General features: G+C 45.9%; 23 protein-coding genes. 5 read left to right on the top strand and 18 right to left on the bottom strand.

The window, feature by feature from the left end; genetic code table 11:
• Positions 1 to 53: 53 nt before the first annotated feature.
• On the bottom strand, positions 54 to 1,013 hold the full coding sequence (locus JUB15_RS24560; RefSeq protein WP_207515307.1) for a glycoside hydrolase family 5 protein: 960 nt from the start codon (positions 1,011 to 1,013) through the stop codon (positions 54 to 56).
• A gap of 176 nt (positions 1,014 to 1,189) precedes the next feature.
• Here JUB15_RS24560 and JUB15_RS24565 point away from each other — a divergent pair, with 176 nt between their 5' ends.
• A complete protein-coding gene (locus JUB15_RS24565; RefSeq protein ID WP_207515308.1) occupies positions 1,190 to 1,495 on the top strand; it encodes a YbaB/EbfC family nucleoid-associated protein in 306 nt (101 codons plus the stop codon).
• Positions 1,496 to 1,575: 80 nt separating this feature from the next.
• Here JUB15_RS24565 and JUB15_RS24570 read toward each other — a convergent pair whose 3' ends face one another.
• The 10 genes from JUB15_RS24570 to JUB15_RS24615 all read right to left on the bottom strand — a co-directional run bounded on the left by JUB15_RS24570 (position 1,576) and on the right by JUB15_RS24615 (position 14,539).
• Complete coding sequence (locus JUB15_RS24570; RefSeq protein ID WP_207515309.1) at positions 1,576 to 2,712, bottom strand: glycoside hydrolase family protein; 1,137 nt, start codon at positions 2,710 to 2,712, stop codon at positions 1,576 to 1,578.
• Between the two features lie 119 nt (positions 2,713 to 2,831).
• The gene (locus JUB15_RS24575) at positions 2,832 to 3,461 is read right to left on the bottom strand and encodes a trimeric intracellular cation channel family protein (protein ID WP_207515310.1); all 630 of its coding nucleotides are present in this window, start codon (positions 3,459 to 3,461) and stop codon (positions 2,832 to 2,834) included.
• Between the two features lie 114 nt (positions 3,462 to 3,575).
• Complete coding sequence (locus JUB15_RS24580) at positions 3,576 to 4,883, bottom strand: GAF domain-containing sensor histidine kinase (protein WP_207515311.1); 1,308 nt, start codon at positions 4,881 to 4,883, stop codon at positions 3,576 to 3,578.
• A 241-nt stretch (positions 4,884 to 5,124) separates the two neighbouring features.
• Positions 5,125 to 6,576 (bottom strand): RagB/SusD family nutrient uptake outer membrane protein, encoded by a 1,452-nt coding sequence (locus tag JUB15_RS24585; RefSeq protein ID WP_207515312.1) that lies wholly within the window; start codon positions 6,574 to 6,576, stop codon positions 5,125 to 5,127.
• Between the two features lie 45 nt (positions 6,577 to 6,621).
• Complete coding sequence (locus JUB15_RS24590) at positions 6,622 to 9,690, bottom strand: SusC/RagA family TonB-linked outer membrane protein (RefSeq protein ID WP_255539674.1); 3,069 nt, start codon at positions 9,688 to 9,690, stop codon at positions 6,622 to 6,624.
• 224 nt (positions 9,691 to 9,914) lie between these two features.
• Complete coding sequence (locus tag JUB15_RS24595; RefSeq protein ID WP_207515314.1) at positions 9,915 to 10,787, bottom strand: helix-turn-helix domain-containing protein; 873 nt, start codon at positions 10,785 to 10,787, stop codon at positions 9,915 to 9,917.
• Between the two features lie 333 nt (positions 10,788 to 11,120).
• Entirely contained in the window at positions 11,121 to 11,474 is a 354-nt protein-coding gene (locus JUB15_RS24600; RefSeq protein WP_207515315.1) for a hypothetical protein, read from the bottom strand.
• Positions 11,458 to 11,817: a hypothetical protein gene (locus JUB15_RS24605; protein WP_207515316.1), complete on the bottom strand. Its 360-nt coding sequence runs from the start codon at positions 11,815 to 11,817 to the stop codon at positions 11,458 to 11,460. Before JUB15_RS24605 ends, JUB15_RS24600 begins: the two co-directional genes overlap by 17 nt.
• Before the next feature lie 27 nt (positions 11,818 to 11,844).
• Positions 11,845 to 12,309, bottom strand: a complete 465-nt coding sequence (locus JUB15_RS24610) for a (2Fe-2S)-binding protein (RefSeq protein WP_207515317.1) — start codon at positions 12,307 to 12,309, stop codon at positions 11,845 to 11,847.
• 61 nt (positions 12,310 to 12,370) lie between these two features.
• Entirely contained in the window at positions 12,371 to 14,539 is a 2,169-nt protein-coding gene (locus tag JUB15_RS24615; protein ID WP_207515318.1) for a xanthine dehydrogenase family protein molybdopterin-binding subunit, read from the bottom strand.
• Positions 14,540 to 14,823: 284 nt separating this feature from the next.
• On the opposite strand from JUB15_RS24615, the gene JUB15_RS24620 reads away from it, so the two are divergent.
• Both JUB15_RS24620 and JUB15_RS24625 read left to right on the top strand, forming a co-directional pair.
• Positions 14,824 to 15,030, top strand: coding sequence for a hypothetical protein (locus tag JUB15_RS24620; RefSeq protein ID WP_207515319.1), 207 nt, complete (start codon positions 14,824 to 14,826; stop codon positions 15,028 to 15,030).
• A gap of 241 nt (positions 15,031 to 15,271) precedes the next feature.
• Positions 15,272 to 15,670: a response regulator gene (locus JUB15_RS24625; RefSeq protein WP_207515320.1), complete on the top strand. Its 399-nt coding sequence runs from the start codon at positions 15,272 to 15,274 to the stop codon at positions 15,668 to 15,670.
• A gap of 201 nt (positions 15,671 to 15,871) precedes the next feature.
• On the opposite strand, the gene JUB15_RS24630 is transcribed toward JUB15_RS24625, so the two are convergent.
• A complete protein-coding gene (locus JUB15_RS24630; protein ID WP_207515321.1) occupies positions 15,872 to 16,282 on the bottom strand; it encodes a DUF2541 family protein in 411 nt (136 codons plus the stop codon).
• Positions 16,283 to 16,916: 634 nt separating this feature from the next.
• On the opposite strand from JUB15_RS24630, the gene JUB15_RS24635 reads away from it, so the two are divergent.
• Complete coding sequence (locus tag JUB15_RS24635; RefSeq protein WP_207515322.1) at positions 16,917 to 18,167, top strand: multidrug effflux MFS transporter; 1,251 nt, start codon at positions 16,917 to 16,919, stop codon at positions 18,165 to 18,167.
• 43 nt (positions 18,168 to 18,210) lie between these two features.
• Positions 18,211 to 18,615 (top strand): hypothetical protein, encoded by a 405-nt coding sequence (locus JUB15_RS24640; protein WP_207515448.1) that lies wholly within the window; start codon positions 18,211 to 18,213, stop codon positions 18,613 to 18,615.
• 312 nt (positions 18,616 to 18,927) lie between these two features.
• On the opposite strand, the gene JUB15_RS24650 is transcribed toward JUB15_RS24640, so the two are convergent.
• The 6 genes from JUB15_RS24650 to JUB15_RS24675 form a co-directional block, all read right to left on the bottom strand.
• On the bottom strand, positions 18,928 to 19,635 hold the full coding sequence (locus tag JUB15_RS24650; protein ID WP_207515324.1) for a VIT1/CCC1 transporter family protein: 708 nt from the start codon (positions 19,633 to 19,635) through the stop codon (positions 18,928 to 18,930).
• 11 nt (positions 19,636 to 19,646) lie between these two features.
• Positions 19,647 to 20,876, bottom strand: coding sequence for an ornithine--oxo-acid transaminase (gene rocD, locus JUB15_RS24655; RefSeq protein WP_207515325.1), 1,230 nt, complete (start codon positions 20,874 to 20,876; stop codon positions 19,647 to 19,649).
• A 261-nt stretch (positions 20,877 to 21,137) separates the two neighbouring features.
• Positions 21,138 to 21,974, bottom strand: coding sequence for a 4-(cytidine 5'-diphospho)-2-C-methyl-D-erythritol kinase (gene ispE / locus JUB15_RS24660; RefSeq protein ID WP_242696501.1), 837 nt, complete (start codon positions 21,972 to 21,974; stop codon positions 21,138 to 21,140).
• 130 nt (positions 21,975 to 22,104) lie between these two features.
• Positions 22,105 to 22,704 carry a bifunctional nuclease family protein gene (locus JUB15_RS24665; protein ID WP_205512776.1) on the bottom strand — a complete coding sequence of 200 codons (600 nt, stop codon included), beginning with the start codon at positions 22,702 to 22,704 and terminating at the stop codon, positions 22,105 to 22,107.
• Positions 22,705 to 22,788: 84 nt separating this feature from the next.
• Entirely contained in the window at positions 22,789 to 23,754 is a 966-nt protein-coding gene (locus JUB15_RS24670) for an electron transfer flavoprotein subunit alpha/FixB family protein (RefSeq protein WP_207515327.1), read from the bottom strand.
• 174 nt (positions 23,755 to 23,928) lie between these two features.
• Positions 23,929 to 24,672: an electron transfer flavoprotein subunit beta/FixA family protein gene (locus JUB15_RS24675; protein WP_207515328.1), complete on the bottom strand. Its 744-nt coding sequence runs from the start codon at positions 24,670 to 24,672 to the stop codon at positions 23,929 to 23,931.
• Positions 24,673 to 24,682 lie beyond the last annotated feature (10 nt).

Below are 24,682 nucleotides of genomic sequence, written 5' to 3' on the forward strand. Positions count from 1 at the left end.
GGAGATGGGGGTAAACAATGGTGCCACACCCGCAAGGTGTGGCACTTGTATGTTTAGGGCTTCCACCCATTGTATTTTCGAATGAGCTCCCTCGCTTTCAACCCTGATGGTTTCATGTCTTTGTCGGTCCAGTTCCCGGTCGATGAGGCCGTGGGCAACAAAACCGAGCAGGTTTCATCTTTGTCAGACACCGACCACGTGATCCAGCTGATCCTGTTCTTCTCCGCCCAGTTGATCCATTCATTCCATTCCGCCTCGTTCAGCGGACCATTACCTGTAGCTTCCATACCGGCCGATTCGGAGATGAAGATGGGTAATTGTTTTTTAATAGCATAGTCACCGCGGTCGCGGAGAGATTGTTTATGGGTGGCTGCATAAAAGTGAAGCGTGTACATGAGGTTGTTATATCCTTCGATAGGATCATCGGCCACCAGGTGTATATCCTGGTCCCAATGCGGCGACCCCACCAGGATGATATTATCCGGATCGATGGCCCTGATCGTTTTAATAAGCTCGATGGAATATGCCTTTACATCGGCCCATGATTGCCGTTCGGGTTCATTGAAGATTTCATAAATGATATTTGGCTGTTTACCGTAGGTGGTTGCTATTTCAGTAAAGAACTGTTTTGCTTCCTCCAGTCTAATATTATGGCTATGCCAGTCAACGATCACATAAATACCTTCCTGAATGGCTGCATCGATCACTGCTTTTATCTGCTCTTTCGACCAGGCCGGCGCTTTGATATAGCCGCGATCAGGTTCTACACCCATGGCTGCACGTACCACATTGCAGCCCCAGTCTTTTTTTAACCAGCTTACTGTGCCGGCATTGTAAAACCGCGGCCACCAGTTATGCCAGCCATAGCTCATGCCCCGGAGTACGACCGGTTGTCCTTTTTCATTGACCAGCTGAATACCCGAAACCTTCAACTGACCATGTTCCTTTACGGGTTGTGCAAAGGCCATGGAAATAATAAAAAGGAGAGAAAGGGTAAATTGTATCTTTTTCATATTAACAAGCTTCAGCAGTTAAGGTGCTATATTTTATTTAAATAAAAAAAACAGGGCAATAAAAGCTGATAAATGGATAAAAAAGTAACAGTTACCCCGCGAGGGCGGGGGAGGCGCTGGCCTGTAAATTGATAATAAATGAATAATATATCTTTGTTCTCTTAAACGTTTAACATATGTTCGGAGATCTGTTTAGCAAATTGCAGGAAGCCCAGCAGAAAATGCAGGAAGGCAAGCAAAAGCTGGCTGATGTTACTGTTGACGGCGAAGCCGGTAATGGCATGGTAAAGGTGTCGGTAACCGGCACCAGGGAAGTAAAGTCCATTTCGGTAGATAGCCAGTTACTGTCGCCCGACAAAAAGGAAGAACTGGAAGATCTGCTGATAACAGCCCTGAACCGGGCGCTTAAAAATGCCGAGCAGGCATGGGAAGACGAAATGAAAGACGTTGCTGGCGGTATGTTAGGCGGCCTGGGAATGTAATGCCACATCAATTAATGCAGCAATGGCTGGCTGTAAGTACTTACGGCCAGCCATTTTCTTTTTTAAGAGCCAAGGCTCATTTATTGCCAGGCCAGCGTGCATTTGCCGATGGCGTAAAAGTTTTTATTATAGCGTTGGGTTCTGGCTGTATATATTACCGTGAAACTGCCATCTTCTTCTTCAATAGCGCATAAGGGTGTACGCATGGCATGGTCACCCGCATCGGCCCAAACGTTATCGGCTGTTTGTACCTTAACCCTTGTTTCATGCTCCCAGTGAATACCGTCTTTTGACAGGCTGTACCCGATCTCCTGGTCACCGAATGAATCAAAGATCATCAGGTAACGTCCATCCTTTAACCGGGTAACGATCTCGTTCTCGGTGAATACTTCAGCGAGGGGAAGGGGATTGAATGGTTCTGGCATTCTTTTCCAGGGTCCTTTCAGGGATGGTGCATAAGCCAAGCCGGTGGGCCATGGTCCGCGGGGCGTATGATTGTGCCCGTCGTAAGGAGAGAACCAGGTATTGCCCACTTTATACGGATTGAAACAAGCCACGGCCTGTTGTCCTTCCCACTCCTGCGATGTGCTGTCAGGTTCCATTATGACATCCATATCGGCATAGGGGCCGGCAATACCATCGCGGCCTTTTATAATGGATTTGGCGCGCCAGATCCTTCCTGCATAATCATTGCCGGGAATTTCACCTTTGGTTGAATCGCCGGCACGATAAGCTACGTAAAAGATGTTCCAGGCATCTTCTTCTTCATTGAATACAACACCGGTGCACCATACTTCTGCGCGGGGATTGCTTGCAATTCTTCCCGGCACACTTTCTACAATGGTCGATTGACGGTTCCAGGTGGCAGCATCGGGGCTGGTCCAGTAGGAGATGCGCATATCCCGGTGCGGCCGATTGAACATCTCATTTACGAACATGTGATAAACGCCGTTTATTTTTACCACCTGCCCGGTTTCAAAACCTGATTTATTGTTGGAGGCTGTTACATCGGCATGGTCGGCGCCAATTACGGGACCTGTATGTTGCGCCACCATTTTTAATACTTTTACTTCCGGTTTTACGGTGCTTTCTGTTTTTGTGTTTTCTTTTTTGCCTGAGGTCTTTTTCTTTTGAGCACATAGCGGCTGCACTGTCATGCAGGCAATTGTTACAATCGTTACAAACTTTGCGGCGAACTGCATCTTTTTTCTATTCATTACAATTATTTGCTGGTGTCAATAAGTAATTATTATGAGCGCGGCCAAATTTACATCATGGTCACAGAATAGTGTCCTGTACCATGCCGCACCAGGAGAATGTTACTGGAAGCGTATGCTCATGGCTGTTCTTTTTTGTCGCCGTACATGGCAGGCAGCTGCAGGTTATATTTTACAACGATCAATCGGAAGATAAAGATCAGCACCATCACCACTACATCTAACCAGTCTTTATTAAAGTTCAACTCCAGTAAAAGGAAGTAGATAAGTCCGCCCAGGATACAGGCGGTGGCGTAGATCTCTTTCCGGAAGATCATTGGAATATTGTTGAGCAGTATATCTCTTATTACGCCGCCGAAGCAACCGGTGATAGTGCCCAGTGCAATGCAGATAAGGGGATGAAGATTAAAAATGATTCCTTTTTGTATGCCGAGTACTGTAAAGAAACCAAGTCCCAGGGAGTCGAAAATAAAAAGGGTTTGCTGGAAATTTTTGATAATATTTCTAAACAAGATGGCGGCTGTAGCGCTGGCGAGAATTATAAGCGGCGTATTAACACTGCGCATCCAGCTAACAGGCAGATCGCCGATAAGCATATCCCTTAATGTACCGCCGCCAATGGCGGTGATGAATGCAATGATCAGAATGCCGAACACATCGAGTCTTTTTTGCATGGCAGCAAAAACGCCGGAAACGGCGAAGGTGCAAGTGCCCAAGATATCTATCAGGCGCAGGAATTCTGCTTTCATAGTAAATATATTCCGGTAAATATAGGTACATTATGAAACAGGTGCGCCATACTTCCGCTTGCGATGCAAAAGAAGTATGGCGCACATTTTTATACAACCTGGTGTTACTTGCGATCAGGTAAGCAGGGAAGAACTGCTGAAATTCACTATGTTCTTAAGCTTCGGACAGGCGCAGGTAACAGTGAAAGTTGTCCCCTGTTTATGCCGGCTTTTAAACTGGATGCTGCCATTTAGTAACTCCAGATAGCTTTTGACTATGTGTAAGCCCAGGCCTGTTCCCTGGATGCCGGTGGTGTTTTTCGCCCGGAAAAAATTGTTGAATATATATGGTTGATCTTCTTTCGGAATTCCTATGCCAGCGTCTTTCACCTTTATGGTGAGCTTACCCGCATTTATTTCAGTATGAATTTCAATGGTCTTGTTTTCGTCGGAATATTTGCTGGCATTGGATAATAAATTCAGCAGTACGATTCGCAAAATGTTTTTATCCTGCAAAATGTGGCTGTCGCCATGGTGGGCGTATACCAGGTTTTGCCCCTTCTTCAAGCAACTTTCCGTTTGGTCCATTATTGCCTTGATGAAACTCTTTACATTGAACCATTCAAAAATAATATCCGTTTTGCCCTGTTCAATTTTCTCTGCGGCCAGAAAATCGTTCACCATATCCACCAGGTGTTGTGATGAAGAGATGATGCGGTTGATATGTTTTGCCCGTTTATCAGCGTTCTTGCCTTCATTGTTGTAGCTTTCGAGCAGGGCAGTGCTGGTTAAAATATTGGTTAGGGGCGTTTTAAACTCGTGGGAAGCCATTGAAAAGAAATGTCTTCTCATGGCGCTCATTTCTTTTTCGCGGTTAAGTGAATCGATCAGTTCCCGGGTGCGCTCTTTTACCCGCTCTTCCAGTTCATTGTACACCTTTATATTCTCCAGGGTCACTGCAGTGATATCGGCCAGCGATTGCAGCAAAATGACCTGGTCTTCCGTAGGCACATGCTCATGTGCCCAGTAGGTGCCAATGGCCCCGATAGGATCATCGATGCTTCTTATTGGCACCATGACCAGACTTTTTACAAATGTTCGCCGGTAGATATTTATTGGTATGCGGCTGTCGTTGTAAACGTCTTTAATAACAACCGATTGTTTGTGAAGCATTGCCCAGCCGCTTATACAACTGTGAATGGAAAAACGCTGACCCTTCCACAAGGGGCTTATGGCATCTTCATCAGCATAATAGCACTTGTCATTTTCCCGCAAAACAAAAGTGGCGCCATCGGCTCCGCTAATTTTCCTGGCTGTTGTTCGAACGATAAACATCACGGTTTCAATATCTCTCGAAAGGGATAATTTTTGAACAGCCTGTACCAGGCATTGCACGGTCTGCTTATTCATCGAACATTCTAAAAGAGATGTTGATGTATTCATAATCCACTAGGTTTCATTGCTTTAAAAACTGGCCGGAATGCTTGATATTACTAAAGGATGCAGGTTTGAAAGAAGGGAGGGGACTAATTGCAGTAATTATAAACGTAATTTATACAATTTAGTTTAAAATGAAGCGGAGCCTGGCAAAAAAAATGCCCCGGCGATCTTGCCGGGGCTGCTGTATGATCGGTGCTGCTAATAAATTGTGTCCGGAATAGAGCACATGCTGAAAGCTATTCACCTATTTTGGATAACCATCGTTCTGGCCAAGGTTCCGGTTCACATCACGCTCTGTTTGCGGAACAGGCAACAGGAACTGATGATCCTGAACATTGATACCCAGCGCCGCCATCACTTCTTTATATCGTTTCAGGCGGATGAGGTCGTATTTGCGATGGCCTTCTATGAACAGTTCACGACCCCTGTCTTTTACCAGGCTGTCGATGAATGCTTCGCTGGTAGGCGTATTGGTGAAGTCAAGCTGCTGGGCGGGGTCTTTTAGGCCGGCCCTTGATCTTACGGAATCAACACCTGCAAATTTAGCGGGGTCAGCCGGATTGATATTATTCAATGCTTCCGATTGCATCAGCAGCACATCTGCATATCGCAGCACGATCCAGTTCACGTTCGAGTTATTACTGTTGGCTACATAAGACGGATCGCGGTATTTGTATACAAAAGGAGCAACAGCCGTACTTCCCACCCGATTGGCCATATTCCATCTGCTGCGAATACTGTCAGCCGCGGAATACCCATTCTGGAAAAAAGTGGTATTCACCGTAAATGGACCGGCGCCACCCAGTTGTGTAGGGTATAACATCCGCAAGATAATATTCGATGTAATGCCTGTTGTTACCGGGCCGAACTGTATTGAAAAGATATGCTCGGGGCCGTTCTTTTTGTCATTATCAAATACATCCTGGTATCTTGGCAACAACTGATATACTTTGGAATTGATCACCCGGTTGAGGGCTGCCAGTGCATTATGGTTGTCCTGGGCATCGGCAAAACTGGTACTGGCTCTTTGCAGGTATACTTTGGCCAGCAGGGTGGCTGCTGCACCGGAAGATGCCATGCCTTTATTAGCACCGGGGATCCGGTTCTCGGGCAGGCAATTGGCCTCTGCAAATTGCAGGTCTTCAATGATGGCCTTGTACACTTCTGAAGCCGCTGTTTCAGAAGGGAACAGTAAGGAATCACCTGCATTTTCTATCGGACGAAGCAAAAGGGGCACATTGCCAAAATTACGCACGAGGTCAAAATACCCCAATGCGCGAAGAAAGCGGGCATTACCAACGATATGGTTACGATTGGTAACGTCCATATTGATTGCCGGCACATTTTTGATCACATCATTGGCGCGGCTGATCATCACGTAAGAGCTTCTCCACCAGTTGGCGATCTCTGAATTGGAAGGCGTCCATTTGAATTGATTCAGTTCAGCACGTTCCTGCGTAGTAATGCCCACCAGGTGATCTGCCGGCAGTTCGGCAATAAGCCAAACGGTACGTTGGTAGTGCGTTTGTGCCTGCATGGCGCTGAAGACGCCGTTAATGGCGGTTTGCGCATCGGTAGCATTTTTATAAAAATTGGTAGGACTCAGAAAACTGTAAGGTTTTTCTTCCAGTTGCTTTTTGCAGGAGGCCATTAACAGAAGACCGGCGCTCGCTATAAGGAAAATACTTTTTTTCATAATAGTTCAAGTTCATTTATGTAAGCAATACGATCCATGCCCTGGCTAAAAGCCGAGTCTTAAACCTACTGTATAGGTTTTGATATTCGGATATGGGTTATAGTCAACATTCAGTGAGGTGTAATTGCCTTGCGTGTTGCTATAAGAGTTCACCTCCGGATCGTATCCCGAATAGTCAGTGATGGTGATCAGGTTCTGGCCGGTAGCATAAAGGCTGGCCGATTTAAAGATAGGGCTTACTTTGGGCAGCGGCAGGTCATAGGTAAGTGTAATGGTCTTGAATCGCAGGTAGCTACCATTCTCGATCAGGTCGCTGGTAACGCCCAGGTTACGGCGGTAGGTGCTCACAACACTTGGCAATGTGTTGCTGGTTCCTTCACCGCGCCAGCTTTGATCGGCTACATAAGCGAATTTATTGGCGAAAACGAGTCCATTTTCCATTTCGATCTTGTTTTCGTTAAGGATGTCAACGCCCTGCACACCTTGTATCAGCACGAAGAGGTTGAACCGGCCAACAGTTAAGTTACTGGTAAAACCATAGGTGAATTTAGGCAGTGCATGACCGATGATGGTTCTGTCGTTGGTGGCATCCAGTGCACTATCGCCGTTGAGGTCTCTGTATATGGGATCGCCGGGTTTAACAGATTGTTTGGTGCCGCTTTTGGTTATATCCGCCTGGCTTTGCCAGATACCGTCGAACACATAGCCATAAAATTCGCCAATTGGTTTTCCTACCTGTAAAATAGAGGAGAAGCGGCCGCCACCGGGGAACAGGTTGGAACTTACGTTGCCGGTGAATTGATAGGGCACATCACCGAGGTCGAGCACTTTATTACGGTTGGCTGAAATATTGAAAGAAGTAGACCATTTCAGTTTTTCCTTATCAATATTAATAGTATTGATGCCTAATTCAACCCCCTTGTTCTGAACGCTGCCTATATTCTGTGTCATGGTAGAAAAACCTGAGGTAGTGGGCAAACTTACCTGGAACAGCAGTTTAGTGGTTTTTTTGTCATAGTAATCCGCTGTGATCTGCACGCGGTTGCCGAGTATGGCCAGGTCAAAACCGGCATCAAAAGCCTTTGTTGATTCCCAGGATAGATCCGGGTTAGGCAGGTTATTCTGCGAGAAGCCGGTTACCCGGGTGCGATTCAGCACATAGCTATTGGCGGTATATTGTTTTATGGAAAGATAAGAAGGCAGCTCCTGGTTACCGGTAGCTCCGTAGCTGGCCCTGAACTTCAGATCGCTGATGGCATCTACCTCTTTCAGGAAGTTTTCTTCTTTCACCCGCCAGGCAAAAGCACCGGAAGGGAAATAACCCCATTTGTTATTCTCGCCAAAACGCGAGGAGGCATCAGCACGGAAGGTGAAGGTGAACAGGTACCTGTCGAGCAGCCGGTAATTAAGCCGGCCCAGGAAAGAGGCCAGCACATTCTTATTGGTATTTGAGCCGTTGTTGGCAGTACCGATCGCCAGGTTGTCGGTAAACAGGTTGTTGGTTGATAAGCCGGTAACCGTAGAAGTAACAGAGGCGTTCTTCCATTCCTGGTAAGTAACACCTGCCACCGCATTTATTGAATGGGTCCTGTTGAACACCTTATCGTAGGTGAGGGTATTTTCGGTAAGCCAGTTATAGTTGTTGTTCGTAACTACCTGCGCATAGCCATTGGTTTGGGCGCCAAGGTAAGAGTTGCTGGGGCGAAACACATCGTTGCGGAAATTGCGGTATTCGCCGCCAAAGCTGCTTCGCAATTTGAGGCCTTTGATCATTTCGTATTCAGCAAAGAAATTGGCAAATATGCGGGTGTTCTTGTTTTTATCACTGTTCAGGTTAGCCGCCGCCACAGGGTTCCCCACGTCAATTGCATAAGGTTGCGGGCCGTTTCTGAATGTATAAGCGCCTGTACTGTCATATACAGGTGTGACAGGGCTTGAAAGAAGGGCATCGAGCAGGGTACCGCCGGCGCTGCCGCCCGTAGTGTTTACGTTAGCCTGTAATTGCGATTCGTAGGATACCTGTGAGCTAAGTCCTACTCTTAGCTTTTCACTGATCTTGCTATCGAGATTGAAACGCAGCGTGCCACGTTTGTAATCAGAGCCAATGATGATGCCATCCTGGCTGAAATAGTTCATGCTCAGATAATAGCGGGAGTCGGCATTGCCACCGGTAAAACCCAGGTTATAATTGGAGATGCGGGCATTACGGAACAGTTCATCCTGCCAGTCGGTGCCTTTGCCCATAGCATTGATCTGATCTTCTGTATAAGGCTGTGGCAGTACAGGGCTGCTTTTGGCAGCTGCTTCATTAACAAAGCGGGCATACTGTTGAGCGTCCATCATCTCCAGCTTGTTGGCCACCTGTTGAACACCGGTGTATGCATCAAACGTAATGGCTTTTTTGCCTGCTGCGCCTCTGCGGGTGGTGATCATCACTACGCCATTGGCGCCCCGGCTTCCATAAATGGCCGTGGCAGAAGCGTCTTTCAGCACATCCATCGACACAATATCGTTTGGATTGAGCGCTGTAATATCTGCACCGGCATAGCCATCCACTACATACAACGGATCACTGCTTGTAGAGATAGAATTGGTACCACGAATGCGCACGGTAAAAGCGGAGCCAGGTTGAGAATTGGTTTGCGTTACCTGAACGCCCGCTACGCGACCTTGCAAGAGCTGGCTGGTACCGAACACAGGCGTTTTTTCCACGCTTTGTAATCCAACAGATGCAACAGATCCGGTAAGGTCTTTCTTGCGTGCGGTTCCATAACCTACCACCACCACATCTGTAAGTTGCGTAGGTACTTCAACTAATGTGACCGTCAAATCGCCAGTGGCGTTGGTAACATCCACTTCCTGTGTGGTATAGCCAACAGAGCTTACCACGAGTAATACTGGTTTAGTTTCTGGAACATTGAGAGCGAAAAAGCCTTTTGTGTCGGTGAAGGTTCCTATATTGGTTCCTTTCACTTGAACATTAACTCCCGGCATAGGTAAATTGGATGAGTTGAAGACCTTGCCGGAAATTCTCCTTTGTTGAGCTGCTGACTCATAGGGTAAACATGACCATAAAATGAACAGCAGGAAGCAGAGTTTCCGAATAGCAATCATTTGTTTTTAAAATTAAGGTGACGAAACGAGAGCTTGAAATTGATGAAAATGAATTGAACCGCGCAGTTTTTGTACGGAAACGTTTCCGTAGATGCTTTCAATAATGGCTATGGGGGAATAAATTGACGTTTTTTACGTTGCCGAAAAATGCAGATGATGGTAATACACATTCCTGTGTGTTAATTACCATCAATACAATAAAAGCAGCATAAATATGGAATAGCTTAGCGGGCCCTGTAGTCGGAAGGGGAAATACCAAATTTCGATTTAAAAAGTCTTGAAAAATGAGCACTGTTCTCAAACCCCAGGGAATAACAAATATCAGCAATGCTTAGCCCGGTAGTTCGTAACAGTTCCTTCGCCTTTTTCAATCTTTGCTCTCTGATCCATTGGGAAGGTGGCATATTGTAAACGGATAAAAAGTCCCTTCTGAAACTGGAAAGGCTTCTTTGTGATAAAGCGGCCAGCTCATCAAGCGACATGGCGCTCATTAAATGTTCTTCTACGACGGCATAGATGCTGGGCCGGAAACTTCTTTTTACATGCAGCAATAAGGGCAGGAGGGGGCTGTCTGCACTGGCCAGGCAGAATAGCAACTCAAGTATTTTGATCTTAGTAAGGTTTTCATCAACATTTGATGAGATATCCAGGTAAGGCTCAAGGGAGTCGATAAATTTTTGAATATTGACGCCAGATCTGTTTATAACGATTCCTGGAACTTCATTTTTATTGGCAAAGTTTAGCACCGCCAGGGCTACAAACTGTTTAACCAGTTGCTGGCTGAAGTGGAAGATCAAATATTCCGTTTTTTCTGTTTCATCTGCGGGCTGACAAAAGCATTTACAGGAAACAAGTGTGTTATGCTTAAAAGCGACCATCTGATCTTTATCAACCATATGGTCTACTTTGCCACATTTAATAGTGATTGCGCCTTCCCTTACAACCAACAATGTATTTTCTTCTGTACAAAAATCGAACTGCTGTTGGCCGGTTATAACATAAGCGGCAATAGCAGGGTAACCATTTAACAATAATATTTTCTGAGACCGGCTGGGAATAGCTGTATAAGCGGAAAGTTTGGTTGATTGCTGTAACATCTTGATGTGGTATTAATATAACAGAATTACAGTTTTTGCTGCTTCAGAAATAGCACATACGGATGTTCTGATACGGGAAGCGATAAGTGTTTTTGGGGAATCGTTATAACAAGAACGGTAAATAAAATTACAAAAAATGTTATAAAAAAAACAGTCGAAAGTGTAGATGCAACAATAATTTTTTGGGTAACTGCACGAATGTGCTTTTAAGAAGCAAAACTTTTAGCACTCACAGATGATGTTATTTTTCCACCGGCGCTACCGGTGGTTCAGCGTGCGAGAAAGTATTAATAGCCGCCAATTGAATTGGCTGTAGCAGCAATATAGTCACATTCATTTGTCGGGAAGTGCGGCGCCTTTATGTATCCACTCTTTGACCTTTGCTACAAAGTCGTCGTGCGTTAGCGGTGGTCTGGTGCCATAGGTAAAACTGTGTAGAACTAGCTTGTCGTGTTCAACATGTTCAATTAACTGGTCAAGGGATTTGAAACCGGTAAATTTTGGATCTTTAAAGCTCATGGCGAGTTGCCGTGGACTTTTACCCTGAAAGACCATTGGCCTCGCTGCTGTTGGCAAATGCCAGTTGGGATGACCAGGCGGAAGATGTTCGCCTTCCAGGTCGACGCTTTGGTGGCAATTGCTGCATTTAAGCGCATACAATCCTTTGCCATCAGGTCCGCGTTTCACACCCTGTGGTACACATATGCCTTGCGTTGATTATATGCAGGTGGCTGTCATCTCCTTGCAGGGGAACATCTCCTGAAGGATGACAATTCATACAACGTGGATGCATAAAAACAGCATATGCTTCTGCAAAAGCTGCTTTCGATTCTGCTTCCCGTTTCTTTTGATTGTCATCGGCCGTTGGCTTGTTTTGGGATACAGTAGTTGCTGGCTGCGCAATCGCTGATGACGCATTCAGGTTAGTTGGCCGGGCGGGCAGCACCAGGTTCAATAAACCAATGGCCAGCACGATAGAAACGATAACTTTCCATGTATGATTAAATAGTGTGAATTGAAATTTTTTCATAGCCCTGTTTTTAAGATGAACAACTGGTCAGGTAGCTGATCTCTTTATATCAGCCGCGAGGTGAATCGCTTTGCGGATTCGTTGGTAGGTTCCACAGCGGCAGATATTACCCGACATGGCATTGTCAATGTCTTCATCTGATGGATGGTTGTTTTCCCGCAACAGGATGGCTGCTGCCATTATCTGACCTGTTTGACAGTAGCCGCATTGCGGCACGTCTATTTCTAGCCAGGCATCCATCAACGGTTTGCTCAATGAAGCCTGTAATCCTTCTATCGTTACGATCTCTTTTCCAATCGCGCGGGAAACCGGCGAGATGCATGACCTGATGCCTTGTCCGTCAAGATGCACGGTGCAGGCGCCGCATTGTGCAGCCCCGCAGCCAAACTTTGTTCCGGTAAGTCCCAGCTTTTCTCGGATGACCCATAAGATAGGCATATCGGGCGGTACGTCTACTTCATATTGTTTTCCGTTCACTTTGAGTTGTATCATAGCAATGGCTTTATGGTGAAGCGATTGAAGAAATATTATTCCCACCAGCAGCGTAATTATTTTATGCAGTCCCCGTATTTACTTTTTTTATGGGTAAATTCCTGATGCGCTTACCCGTTGCAGCGAAAATGGCGTTTGTAACTGCCGGCATCATTTGTCCTACGGATGCTTCGCCAATGCCGCCCGGTTTTTCGTTACTGGGTACAATAAACGTATTAACCTCGGGCATTTCATGTATGCGCAGGATGGGGTAATTATAGAAATTTTTCTGCTGTACATAGCCGTTTTTAAAGGTGATCTCACTGTATAGCGCAGTTGACAAACCATATCCGATGCTGCCCTCCATTTGCGCCACCACGCCGTCGGGGTGTACGGCCAAGCCGCAATCGACGGCGCAGGTCACTTTATGCACTTTTACCGATCCGTCCTTTGATACCGATACTTCAGCCACCAGGGCAACATAGCTGGCAACTGCTTCGTACGCTGCAATTCCTTTTCCCCGGCCTTTAGGCAAGGGTGTGCCCCAATTGCTTTTTTCAGCGGCCAGGTTCAATACGCCCAGCAGTCGGGGCGCATCTTTATACAGCATTCTTCTGTAATCGACAGGGTCTTTTTTAACAGCGTGCGCCATTTCATTGATAAGGCTTTCCATGGCAAAAATGGTATGGCTTAAACCTACGGCCCGCCAGTTATCGATGAGTACCGGCCATGTTGGCGTGTTCAGTTCTATCTTTTGATCTTTTATGTTTTTTACAAAAGGTGCAGTATGCATGCCTTCTATGGAGAACATATCAACACCGTTAATAACGGCCACTTTTTCAAATGGTCCGCCGGTCATAACGGACTGGCCTACGCTGATCTGATTCCAGGAAACGGGCATGCCATTTGCGTCGAGCCCAACCTTGAACCGGTGAAGAAAGGCTGGGCGGTACATACCTCCCTGAATGTCATCTTCGCGTGTCCATACTGTTTTTACCACTTTGCCGGTTGCTTTCGCTATTTCAACGGCTTCACGAACGAAATCTGAGCGGGTGATGTTTCTGCGGCCAAAAGACCCTCCGAGGAAGCATGTGTGTATAAATACTTTATTGATAGGCAGTCCGGTGATCTGTGAAGCGGCCCGTTGATCATCTGTTTGGGTTTGCGTGCCCGTCCATATTTCGCATTTATCAGCGCTTAATTGCACGGTGCAATTCAATGGTTCCATGGGCGCCTGGGCCAGGAAAGGTTGGTAATATTCGGTTTCCAGTTTGTATTTGCTTTTAGCAAACATTTCCTCCGGATTGCCCACATCGGTGGCGGCAATACCTCCTTTATCGGCCCTTGCCCTTAATTCAGTCAGCAATGAATCACTGTTAATATGGCTGGCTTCACCCAGGTCCCACTGTACTTTCAATGCATCACGGCCTTTTTTCGCAGCCCAGAAATCATCGGCCAGCACGGCAATACCGGTAGGTATTTTTACCAGCTGCCGAACACCTGGAACTGCCATAGCCGCAGCTTCATCATATTTAGTAATACTGGCCCCTGATACAGGCACTCTCGACACTATTGCTGTTAACATACCCGCAATCTGAATATCCATTCCAAAGACAGCTTTCCCGTTTATTTTTTCAGGTGAATCCAGCTTTTTTATTTTTTGTTTTCCTATGATCTTCCAGTTGGCGGGATCTTTCAAAGGAACGTCAGCAGGAACGGGCAGGGCCGAAGCTTCCTGCACCAGTTCGCCATACCTGACGTTTTTGTCGCCACTGATCACATAGCCATTTTCAGTTCTGCATTCGTTGCTATTCACTTTCCAGCGATTGGCAGCAGCCTGCACCAGCAGGTAGCGGGCTGTAGCACCCGCTTTTCGGTAACGTTCAAACTCAGAATACAAACTGCTTGAACCTCCGGTGCGCTGTGTTGCATAAATAGTATGGTAATAGGCTGTATCAGCAGGCGCATGCTCTACCTGCAGTTTATGCCAATCGGCATCCAGTTCTTCTGCAATCAACATGGAGAGGGAAGTCCAGATACCCTGACCCATTTCACAATGCGAGAGCAGGATCTTTACCGAGTCGTCGGCGCCAATGCGGAGAAATGCATTGGGCATAAACAGGTTGGATTCTGTGAGCGCTGTTATTTTGCGGATACCTGCCGGTACACGAAATGCTATAATGAGCCCGCCGGTGGTTAGGGCTGTTGACCGAATGAATTGCCGGCGGCTGATCGATCCGGATTGTTTCATGACTGTTGGTTTTGGTTTCCTTACTTTCCGATAAATAATCTATAATAAAGATCGGGCATGAAACCACCGTTTCATTTATCAAATCCGTTCAATTTTATTGCTTTTCCGGGTCAAAAGGTTGTTTCTTCTTACCGTTTTTTATTTCATTCGCCGTCGACAAAGCATCGTGTACCGACTAATCGATGCCTGTGTATTCATTTATGGCAATATAAGTGCTAACCATTATTCGGTACCTGTAACAAATAATTATAATAAACTGGTTTCAAGTTTGTGGGGTTGCAGGTATGCATCAAAACTACCAGCAATTAGAATTGCAAACATTAATTGATTTGCTGGCAGAGGAAACGCAAAAGTACACCAAGGCTTTTATTAGTGGCAATTCAAAGGAGGCGGATCTACAGAGGGTAATTATCGATGCCCTTGTTGAGGAAATTAACACCCGGAAACGGGGCGTATCGGGTAGTGCAGATCAACAACTTGTTCAGCTATGATTGGTAATGGCTTAGGTAATTACTGAGCGATTGTTTCATGCCGGCTGCGAATGATTTCTATGTCAGGGTACAAAAAAGAACGCAAAACCCCGCTCAACGGCGGGGTTTTACTTTAAGAAACAGCACTTTGAATTGCATGGAACACGATTTGCATTATTACACCGGTTTTTTATTGAATGGATGAGCGGGGCCTTATGTCTATATGCGCCCCCTTTTTATTTTTAACAAACCAGCTCAAAACATGCATGGAGATATCCGACACATATGTATGGCCGAGGATGATCCTGATGACTTTTTTTTATTTTCTAAAGTCCTCAAGGAAACAAATAACAGCGTCAAGCTCACCTGGTTCCAGACCTGTGATGCGCTGTTGAAGTTCCTGCGAAATGAAAGTGATTTACCAGATCTTATTATCCTGGATATGAACATGCCAAAAATGGATGGTCATTCCTGCCTGGTAATGATTAAAAAAGAATTGACCCTGCATCATATTCCGGTGATCATATTTTCAACAGCGGGCCAGCCGGCTCATATGGAACAGGCTGTAAAGGCTGGTGCGTTGAAATATATTTTAAAACCACCTTCGCTTGATGAACTTAGAAAGGTAATTAACGAAATACTTAAGCCTCATGCCCAATGACCGGGGCTGATCTCTATTAATCTTCATATACTGCCAATCGCGAAAATTTCGGCCATAAAGCTGAACAAGGCCTGTGCTTACATAACTCTAATCCATTTCCAGCGTTGTGTGCATTAGTTTCTACGTTCAGGAAGTGTATAAAAAACAGTCCCGGCGGTATCGCCGGGACTGCGTTGAAAATAAACTGATCACATTAAGTCATCATTTTAAACCCCATAGTTCTATTTTCGCTTTCTTACCGTTTTCTCCGGCAGTCCGGTATACGAAAGTTACATTCTTGATCTCAGTATCCGCATTTTTCAATTCAATTTCCCGGCTTTTTTCGCCTGACTTCAACTCAGAGGCCAGTGAAATTTCTTCTTTTGTACCACCCTCAAATTCTACTGTCATGCTTTCAATATGCACAGCAGCATCCTGATTTCTCACCTGGAGTGCTTTGAATTTATCTTTACCAATTAAAATGAATTTATCCTTATCCGATTTGAAATCTACTTTTGCATCACCGATCTTGTTCCAACCTGCTTTGTCTTTTGCTATTACTTCGGGTTGTTGAGCGTTCAATACACTAACGGTTAAAAATGTTGACATAAGAAATAAAAGCATTCTTTTCATGGTCATTCTATTTTAGTGAAACAATGTTTCGGATATTAATTGCAAAATTTATTCCCATCGCTATTGTGTGGAGTTATTAGGACTTTCTGTTTCAACGATTAATAATTGAAATCAAAATAAATATTAGACGACGTTGATTATCTTGCGGTTAGTTGATATTCAAACAATCATAATGGTTGAACTGTTAATTAAGGAATAAAAAAAAGGATCGCGGGTCGCGATCCTTGCAGTAAGGATACTGGAGATATAGCGAAAACTCACAAAAAAACGGCCGGTTAGTATTCGGGTGCTCTACACCGTTAAGATGATAAGCGTGAAAAAAGGATCGCAATTAAGCGACCCTTTTTGGGTTTGCCTTACAAAAGTGATCTTACATAAATAAGATCATCACAATGAAAAGGCAGAACACCACTCGAAAGGATAAGGCAAGCCTTAACGCATGTTTATGGTTAATGGATAGTTGAGACTACTAAATTACCGCGAAGTGCGAGCCTTAAAAAATGCAGTTTGTCACGAATTCCCTCAGCAAAGAACGATAGCATGCGGACGAACATGGTGGTAATGCCCGCTTTGTTTTTTAGCAGCAGCGCCACCCGTATAACAGGGAGGGCTTCATTTTTGTAGCTTTGCCTGTATGAATACCCACAAGCCCAACAAACAATTTTATCTGATTCTCATCCTGGGCTCATTATCCGCCATCGGGCCTTTTTCGATAGATATGTATCTGCCGGCCTTTCCGGATATTGCCAAAGGGCTGCAAACGACTGTAGCACAGGTAATGTTATCGTTATCCAGCTTTTTTATTGGCATTTCTGCCGGCCAGTTGGTATATGGTCCTTTGCTTGAGCGTTTTGGCAGAAAAAGACCCTTGTATATTGGCCTTTCCATTTATTTACTGGCATCTTTGGGCTGCGCGCTGTCAGCATCTGTAGAGATGTTGATCGGTTTCCGTTTATTACAGGCCTTAGGTGGTTGCGTAGGCATGGTGGCCGCACGTGCTATGGTACGCGATCTGTTTGAAGTAAAAGAGAATGCCCGGGTATTTTCCATGCTCATGCTGGTTGTGGCTGTGTCGCCTATTATAGCGCCAACAGCCGGTGGTTATGTTACCGCAGTAGCAGGCTGGCGCTGGATCTTTGTGCTGCTGATGATCGTTGCGGTGATCATTCTCACAGGTATATACTTCCTATTACCCGAAAGCAAGCAGCCCAATCCCGATTTTTCGCTAAGGCCAAGGCAGATACTCAATAGTTTCAGAAGCATCATTGTGCATCCGCAGTTTTATACCTATGCATTAACAGCAGCTGTTTCGGCCGCCGGTTTGTATGCTTATATCGGCGGGTCGCCTTCGGTGTTCATGGGTGTTTTTCATGTAAGCGAAAAGCAATACGGATGGATCTTTGCGCTGATTGCCATGGGGCTGATCGGTGCTACCCAGGTCAACAGCGTGCTGCTGCGGACCTATACCAGCGAACAGATCATTAAAGTGGCATTGGCCTGTCAAAGCATTATAGGCCTCGTGCTGGTGATCATTACCCTGGCAGGCTGGGGCGATCTGTTCCTTACCATTTTTCTCATCTTTCTGTTTCTGTGTTGCCAGGGTTTTACATTTCCAAATGCATCGGCATTGTCGCTGGCGCCTTTCGGCCATAATGCGGGCAGTGCTTCTGCGCTGATGGGCGCTATTCAAATGAGCATTGGCGCCTGCACATCGGCCCTGGTAAGTGTGTTTCAGAACAGTACCGCATTGCCAATGACCGGTGTTATGGCCGCTTGTGCTATTGGGGCTTTTTCTGTTTTTATGCTGGGAAGGAATATTATTTTCCAAAGAGCCCGGGCGGAAGCGGTGGAAAAAGAGGATGTGGAGATGATCAGCACGTTGTAAACCGAATTTAGTATGTTTGCGGTCCCTTTCTTAAAACACAGGTATGAAATATTCTCAATGGATAGGCATTGCAGCGGCTATTATTCTTGTTATTGCTGGTTTTTTGCCCTGGACATACCATCCTGACCTTGATAAAAACTTTACCGGCTTTTTTACGGAAAACAATGTCTACGGCAAGCCGGGGCGCGTATTTATTGTCTTGTCGGCGATCACTATAATGTTTTTTGCGGTGCAACGCATTTGGGCCAAGCGATGGAACGTGTTTATGTGCGCTATCACGTTATCTTATGCCATAAAAAGTTTTATTGTTTATTCAGGCTGTTACCGCGGGATTTGTCCGGATAAAAAAGCCGGATTATGGATCATGTTGTTGTCTGCGATCCTGATGATGGCAATGTCTTTGTTCCCCGATATGAAGTTGAAAGCAGAAGAAAAATTAAAAAGCTGAAATAAGGATATTGTCGTTTATCTTTTAATTGTATACATAATTTGCCAAAAACATTGCTGAAAATTATATTGTGCCTGCCGCCGGCGCCGGACATGGCAAAAATTTCACCCTGGTAGTATTCGTGCTTCACATCAGTGGCATTTCCAGGTATTCTTCAATGGTGTAATGTTTCCTGTAGTAGTTAGGCGCAGCTTCATTTACTGCTGAATTATGCTCCATTTCAAGCCGTCCTGAAATGTAACCTATTTATTGCGGTTGTCCTCTTGTTGCTTCTTATTTTCCATACCATTAGAGTACGAATTTTCAAATGAATTATCTTTCAAATATTTTGGCCACACCGAATGCTGCACTGGCTGCTGCAGCACCTATCAGCATCACTTTTAGCGCACCGGCTAACGGAGCGACACCCGTCATGCGGCTCTTAAAATATCCAAATGCAAACAGGCAAATCAGGGTGACTATCGACGATATCTTCAACGCTTCAACAGGCGTGTCGATAAAGAAATAAGGGCTTAAAGGTACCAGTCCGCCTATCACATACGATAAACCGATATTTAGAGCCGATTTTGCAGCCCGGCCGGGATCGGGTTTGTCAAGGCCGAGTTCATGTTTCATCATAAAGTCAACCCATTTTTGTTTGTCCCGGGCTATTTCTTCAACTGCTTTATCCTGCACTTCCTTGCTTAGTCCCAGGTTTTCGAAGAACCCGCGCACTTCTTCTTTTTCTTTTTCAGGCACCAGTTCCACTTCTTCATGTTCTCTTTTGAGTTCACTATTATAATGGTCAATTTCAGTCTTTCCCGCAAGATAACCACCGAGTCCCATAGCAATGGAACCGGCGGCTATTTCTGCAATACCGGCAATAATGATGATACCGGTTGACTGAACGGCTCCACTTAAACCAGCAGCCAGTGCAAACGGCACGGTGAGGCCATCACTCATGCCGATGACTACGTCCCTAAGCCATTCAGCGCTTTCCAAATGTTCTTCGGTATGGTCGGTATTAACCTGCACGTTCATTGTTTAGATCATCATTCAAAAATGTCAAGGCTCTTTTTAATGATTTGAACACATTCCAGGATCTGCTCGCGGTTAATAATTAACGGTGGTGCAAACCTGATCTTATCGCCATGCGTTGGTTTGGCCAGTAACCCATTATCTTTTAAAGTGAGGCATAAGTTCCAGGCAGCGTTCCTGTCAGGATGATCGATGACAATAGCATTCAACAACCCTTTGCCACGAACTGCGGAAATGTATGGTGACTGTAACTGCTGTAGTTCTTTCCTTAATAATTCACCCATGACCATTGCATTGGCTGCCATGTTTTCGTCTTTCAATACATTCAGCGATTCAATGGCTACGCGACAAGCCAGCGGATTGCCGCCATACGTAGAGCCATGTTCGCCCGGTTTAATGGTGAGCATAATGGGATCGTTTGCCAGTACGGCCGATACGGGCATGGTGCCACCACTCAGTGCTTTACCCAGGATCAGAATATCTGGTTGTACATTTTCATGGTCGCAAGCCAGCATTTGACCGGTGCGGCAAAGACCGGTTTGAATTTCATCGGCTATGAACAGCACGTTCGCTGCTTCACAATATTGTTTGGCGCGCGCCAGATAGCCATCATTAGGCACTACTACGCCGGCTTCCCCCTGAATAGGTTCTACCAGGAAACCTGCCACATCCGGATCCTGTAATGCTTTTTCCAAAGCAGGAAGGTCATTGTAGGGAATAACGGTAAATCCCGGCATGTATGGACCGAACCTGTCGTGCGACGAAGCATCGGTGCTGAAAGAGATGACGGTGCTGGTACGGCCGTGAAAGTTTTCGCTGCATACAATGATGGTAGCCTTGTTCTCAGGAATGTTTTTTACGGCATATCCCCAGCGGCGGCAGAGTTTGATGGCGGTTTCAACCGCTTCAACACCTGTGTTCATTGGTAACACCTTATCATAACCGAAGCAGCCGGTAATAAATTGTTCAAACTGGCCCAGTACATCGTTATAGAAAGCGCGGGAGGTGAGTGTAAGCTGTTGCGCCTGCATCATAAAGGCCGCAATGATCCTGGGATGACAATGTCCCTGGTTTACGGCAGAGTAACCGCTGAGGAAATCATAATACCGTTTGCCATCAACGTCCCATACATATACGCCTTCGCCTTTTTGCAAGACTACCGGCAGTGGATGGTAATTATGCGCGCCATATTTTTCTTCAAGATCGAGGTAGTACTTTGTTTTGTCAGATAACGTGTAAACCATAAGCAGAAAAAATGAAAATATAATTAAGCAATGAATGATCAATAAAAGCCAGGAAAGACTGGTATATACGCACGTAGTCCTGTCCCGACAGCGCCGGGACAGCAAAGGTTATCCTCGATGATTCAGGAAATCGAGATTGCAGTGAAGAAAGTGTAGTATGTGCGCTTTGCTGTTGATAGCAATATATTTACGGCAAATATAATCAATTTCAGGCGAGCGCTAAAATGATGAATGTATTAAACTACCAGATAAATAGACAAATCATTGCAGGTAGAATACCGCATAATGCGCAGGCCATTGGAAGGCAGGCAGTTGCTGTTTGGGAAAGATGCCGAAAAAGCAGGAGCCGCTGCCTGTCATGGAAGCATACAGCGCACCGGCTTCATATAATTTTTCTTTAATGGCCTTCAGTTCAGGATACTGAATAAATACCGGGGCTTCAAAATCGTTCCTTAACGCCAAACGCCAGCTGGTAATGGGCTGCCGGATGATCTCCTGCAAAGGCAGCGGCGATGGGGCAGGGGTGAGTTGTGAAAAGGCCCAACCGGTATTGATATGAATGCCTGGGTGCACTACGAGAAAAGAATACGCTGACAGGTCGAGTTGTACAGCCTGCAGCAATTCACCGCGGCCGGTTGCGTAGCAGGGTTTGTTGATGATGAAGAAAGGACAATCACTGCCGAGTTGCAGGGAATAGTCGAGCAGTTTCTCGCGCGACAAATTCAGCTGGAATTTATCGTTCAGCAATTGCAGCGTGAAGGCGCCATCTGCCGAACCGCCACCGAGGCCGGCGCCCATGGGAATGGCTTTGTGCAGGTACAGGTGCACGTCAGCAAGCTGCGGATGATCTTTTTTGAGTAGGTGATAGGCTTTGATGCAAAGATTATCTTCCGGTTTGCCTTGAACCGGCAGGCCGCTCAGCTGGATTGAAACGGGGTTGTTTTCTGCTGTATGTGTTGGTGATTGCCGGGTGACGACTTCCAGGGCGTCGTGCAGCGGCAAAGGATAAAAGATGGTTTCCAGGTCGTGGTAACCATCTTCGCGTTTGCGGGTCACATGAAGACCCAGATTTATTTTACAATTGGGAAAAACAACCAAAGGAAGAAATTTTGGGATTTTGAGATTAGCGATTTTGTGATCTAGATCCCGAGATCCAGAATCAGCCATTATGTTTATTGGTTCAGTAATTTAAATCTCAAAATCTCGAAATCAGCAATCAGAAATTAAATTACCCGCGGTTGCGTTTGCGGCTGTTAATTTCATCGCGGATAGCAATGGCCCGGATGTAATCTTCCTGTTCGAGCACCTCGTTCAACAGAGTGTTCAGCTCATCGAGCGTAAGTGTTTTTAAGTCATCAGTACCGGCAGAAGATTCGGCAGCTACCGCTTCGCGGGGCTGTTTTTTCTTGCCCGATGGATCTTCCATCAAAATACCGGCACTTTCGAGAATATTGTCGTAGGTATAAATAGGGCATCCGAAGCGAACGGCCAGGGCCAGTGCATCAGATGTTCGGGAATCAATTTCTACAGTATCGTGCTCACTTACACAAACAAGCTTCGAGTAAAAAATGCCTTCCTGCAGATCGCAGATCACGATCTCCTGCAGATCAATATTGAAGGCATTCATGAAATTTTTCATCAGGTCATGCGTAAGCGGCCGGCTTGGATGCATTTTTTCCAGCGCCACAGCTATTGCCTGCGCTTCAAAGCCGCCGATCACGATCGGAAGCCGGCGCAACCCGTTTACTTCTCCCAACACAACAGCGTAGGAATGAGTTTGTGTGATGCTGTGTGACAAGGCAACTATTTCCAACTCTATTTTCTTCATAACGAAAGCACGAAACTAAGGGTTTTTATTCAAAAAATGAGCCCAAATCATTTAGCCTCATTTCATTGAATATACCGGGTTAATTTATGCCATTCCTTTCAGCTTTTTTACCGCTTCCGTTATTTTGGGTATTACTTCAAATGCATCACCCACAATACCATAATCGGCTGCTTTAAAGAAGGGGGCTTCGGGATCTTTGTTTATAACAACGATCACCTTGCTGCGGTTTACACCGGCCAGGTGCTGTATAGCGCCCGAAATGCCGACTGCAATATATAAATTAGGCGCAATAGTAAGACCGGTTTGTCCAACATGTTCATGGTGCGGGCGCCAATGTTCATCAGCCACCGGGCGGCTGCACGCGGTAGCTGCCCCTAAAGCATGGGCCAGGTTCTCGATCAAAGCCCAGTTGTCGGGGCCTTTCAGGCCACGGCCACCGCTTACCACCACTTCAGCTTCGCTTAACGGAACTTCGCCGGAGGCCTTGTTTACAGCCTTGATTTTTACTTTTGGCGCATCTACCGTAGCATTAAAAGGAGCCACTTCGGCGGTACCGCTGCCTTCTGTTACCTGGTAAGAGTTGGGATTGAGCGAAATGATCTTGATATCGGAATTGATGGTATAGGTGGCAAAAGCTTTACCTGAAAAAACGTTTTTCTTAACCATGAAGCCATTGGCAGTTTCCGGCAGGGCAACGGCGCCGGGTACCAGTCCGGCCCTGAGGCGGGCAGCCAGGCGGGGCGCAATGGCCTTACCATCAACATTGTTTGAAAAAATGATCACTTTTGAGCCCGCAGCCTGTGCCACCTGGGCAATTACTTTGGTGAAGACCTGCGCATCGAAGTGATTGAGTGCGTCGTTTGCCACATGATGTATCTTTTTTACCCCATATTTACCAAGGGCAGCCAGTTGATCGGCAGGAACGGCGCCTAAGACCACCCCTTCAGCAGTGGTGCCTAATTGTTCAGCGACTTTGGCGCCATAACTCAATACTTCGTAAGAAGCTTTTTTTACATGGCCATCGGCCTGATCTATAAAGACTAAAACCATAATTTGTTAATTTGATAATTAGCTAATGTGATAATGAAATACACGATCAGATTAGCAAATGGGATTTGTGATGAATAAAGAACCGAACGTACAAGTGTGCGACGCAACGGAAGTTTAATAGTTATCCAGCTGCCGGGACAATGAGCATATCAGCTAATTAGCACATCAGCACATTTAGATGATCTTCGCTTCTTCGTGTAGCAAACGCACCAGATCGGCGGCGTTTTCGGCCGGGATCAGTTTAACGCCCGCTTTAGCCGGTGGTAGTCCAAAGCTGGAAACAGTGGTAAGGGTATCTGCCGCAACCGGTTCCAGCACTTTTAAAGGCTTGGTGCGGGCGCCCATGATACCCTTCATGTTGGGAATACGCTGTTCGGCCATCCCTTTCTGACAGCTAACTACCACGGGTAAATTCACTTCACAAATTTCTTCGCCGCCTTCAATTTCGCGGGTAATGGTAGCAGTAGTACCATTCAGTTCAAATTTAATGGCCAGCGATACATAGGGCATATCGAGCAGCTCGGCCACCATGCCGCCGATGGAAGAGCCATTGAAGTCGATGGTTTCCTTACCGGTAAAAATGAGGTCATAATTGCCCTGTCTGGCAACTTCCGCAATTTGGGAAGCAATATAAAAGCTATCGGTGCTGGTGGTGTTCACGCGGATGGCTTCATCGCCACCCAGGGCCAGGGCCTTGCGGATGACCGGTTCGGCATCGGCGCCGCCTACATTTATCAGGTGTAATACAGTAGAAGGATCTTTTTCTTTCAGTTCAATAGCACGAACCAGCGCGTACCATTCGTCGTATGGATTGATGATCCATTGTACGTTGTCCTGTGCAAATTTCGTATTGTTATCAGTGAAAGCTATTTTTGCCGTTGTATCCGGCGTTTTGCTGATGCAGACTAATATCTTCATTGGCAATCGA

The sequence above is a fragment of the Longitalea luteola genome, assembly GCF_017356035.1.
GTDB lineage: Bacteria > Bacteroidota > Bacteroidia > Chitinophagales > Chitinophagaceae > Niastella > Niastella luteola.

Excerpts from the sequence above, each read along its gene's own strand:
- JUB15_RS24620 (WP_207515319.1), top strand. The coding sequence starts at position 14,824 with ATGCATCAAAACTACCAGCAATTAGAATTGCAAACATTAATTGATTTG.
- JUB15_RS24625 (WP_207515320.1), top strand. The coding sequence starts at position 15,272 with ATGCATGGAGATATCCGACACATATGTATGGCCGAGGATGATCCTGAT.
- JUB15_RS24585 (WP_207515312.1), bottom strand. The coding sequence starts at position 6,576 with ATGAAAAAAAGTATTTTCCTTATAGCGAGCGCCGGTCTTCTGTTAATG.
- JUB15_RS24560 (WP_207515307.1), bottom strand. The coding sequence starts at position 1,013 with ATGAAAAAGATACAATTTACCCTTTCTCTCCTTTTTATTATTTCCATG.
- JUB15_RS24595 (WP_207515314.1), bottom strand. The coding sequence starts at position 10,787 with ATGTTACAGCAATCAACCAAACTTTCCGCTTATACAGCTATTCCCAGC.
- JUB15_RS24675 (WP_207515328.1), bottom strand. The coding sequence starts at position 24,672 with ATGAAGATATTAGTCTGCATCAGCAAAACGCCGGATACAACGGCAAAA.
- JUB15_RS24610 (WP_207515317.1), bottom strand. The coding sequence starts at position 12,309 with ATGATACAACTCAAAGTGAACGGAAAACAATATGAAGTAGACGTACCG.
- JUB15_RS24650 (WP_207515324.1), bottom strand. The coding sequence starts at position 19,635 with ATGAACGTGCAGGTTAATACCGACCATACCGAAGAACATTTGGAAAGC.
- JUB15_RS24635 (WP_207515322.1), top strand. The coding sequence starts at position 16,917 with ATGAATACCCACAAGCCCAACAAACAATTTTATCTGATTCTCATCCTG.
- JUB15_RS24615 (WP_207515318.1), bottom strand. The coding sequence starts at position 14,539 with ATGAAACAATCCGGATCGATCAGCCGCCGGCAATTCATTCGGTCAACA.
- rocD (WP_207515325.1), bottom strand. The coding sequence starts at position 20,876 with ATGGTTTACACGTTATCTGACAAAACAAAGTACTACCTCGATCTTGAA.
- JUB15_RS24640 (WP_207515448.1), top strand. The coding sequence starts at position 18,211 with ATGAAATATTCTCAATGGATAGGCATTGCAGCGGCTATTATTCTTGTT.
- JUB15_RS24665 (WP_205512776.1), bottom strand. The coding sequence starts at position 22,704 with ATGAAGAAAATAGAGTTGGAAATAGTTGCCTTGTCACACAGCATCACA.
- JUB15_RS24590 (WP_255539674.1), bottom strand. The coding sequence starts at position 9,690 with ATGATTGCTATTCGGAAACTCTGCTTCCTGCTGTTCATTTTATGGTCA.
- JUB15_RS24565 (WP_207515308.1), top strand. The coding sequence starts at position 1,190 with ATGTTCGGAGATCTGTTTAGCAAATTGCAGGAAGCCCAGCAGAAAATG.
- JUB15_RS24580 (WP_207515311.1), bottom strand. The coding sequence starts at position 4,883 with ATGAATACATCAACATCTCTTTTAGAATGTTCGATGAATAAGCAGACC.
- JUB15_RS24575 (WP_207515310.1), bottom strand. The coding sequence starts at position 3,461 with ATGAAAGCAGAATTCCTGCGCCTGATAGATATCTTGGGCACTTGCACC.
- JUB15_RS24570 (WP_207515309.1), bottom strand. The coding sequence starts at position 2,712 with ATGAATAGAAAAAAGATGCAGTTCGCCGCAAAGTTTGTAACGATTGTA.
- JUB15_RS24605 (WP_207515316.1), bottom strand. The coding sequence starts at position 11,817 with ATGAAAAAATTTCAATTCACACTATTTAATCATACATGGAAAGTTATC.
- JUB15_RS24630 (WP_207515321.1), bottom strand. The coding sequence starts at position 16,282 with ATGAAAAGAATGCTTTTATTTCTTATGTCAACATTTTTAACCGTTAGT.
- JUB15_RS24670 (WP_207515327.1), bottom strand. The coding sequence starts at position 23,754 with ATGGTTTTAGTCTTTATAGATCAGGCCGATGGCCATGTAAAAAAAGCT.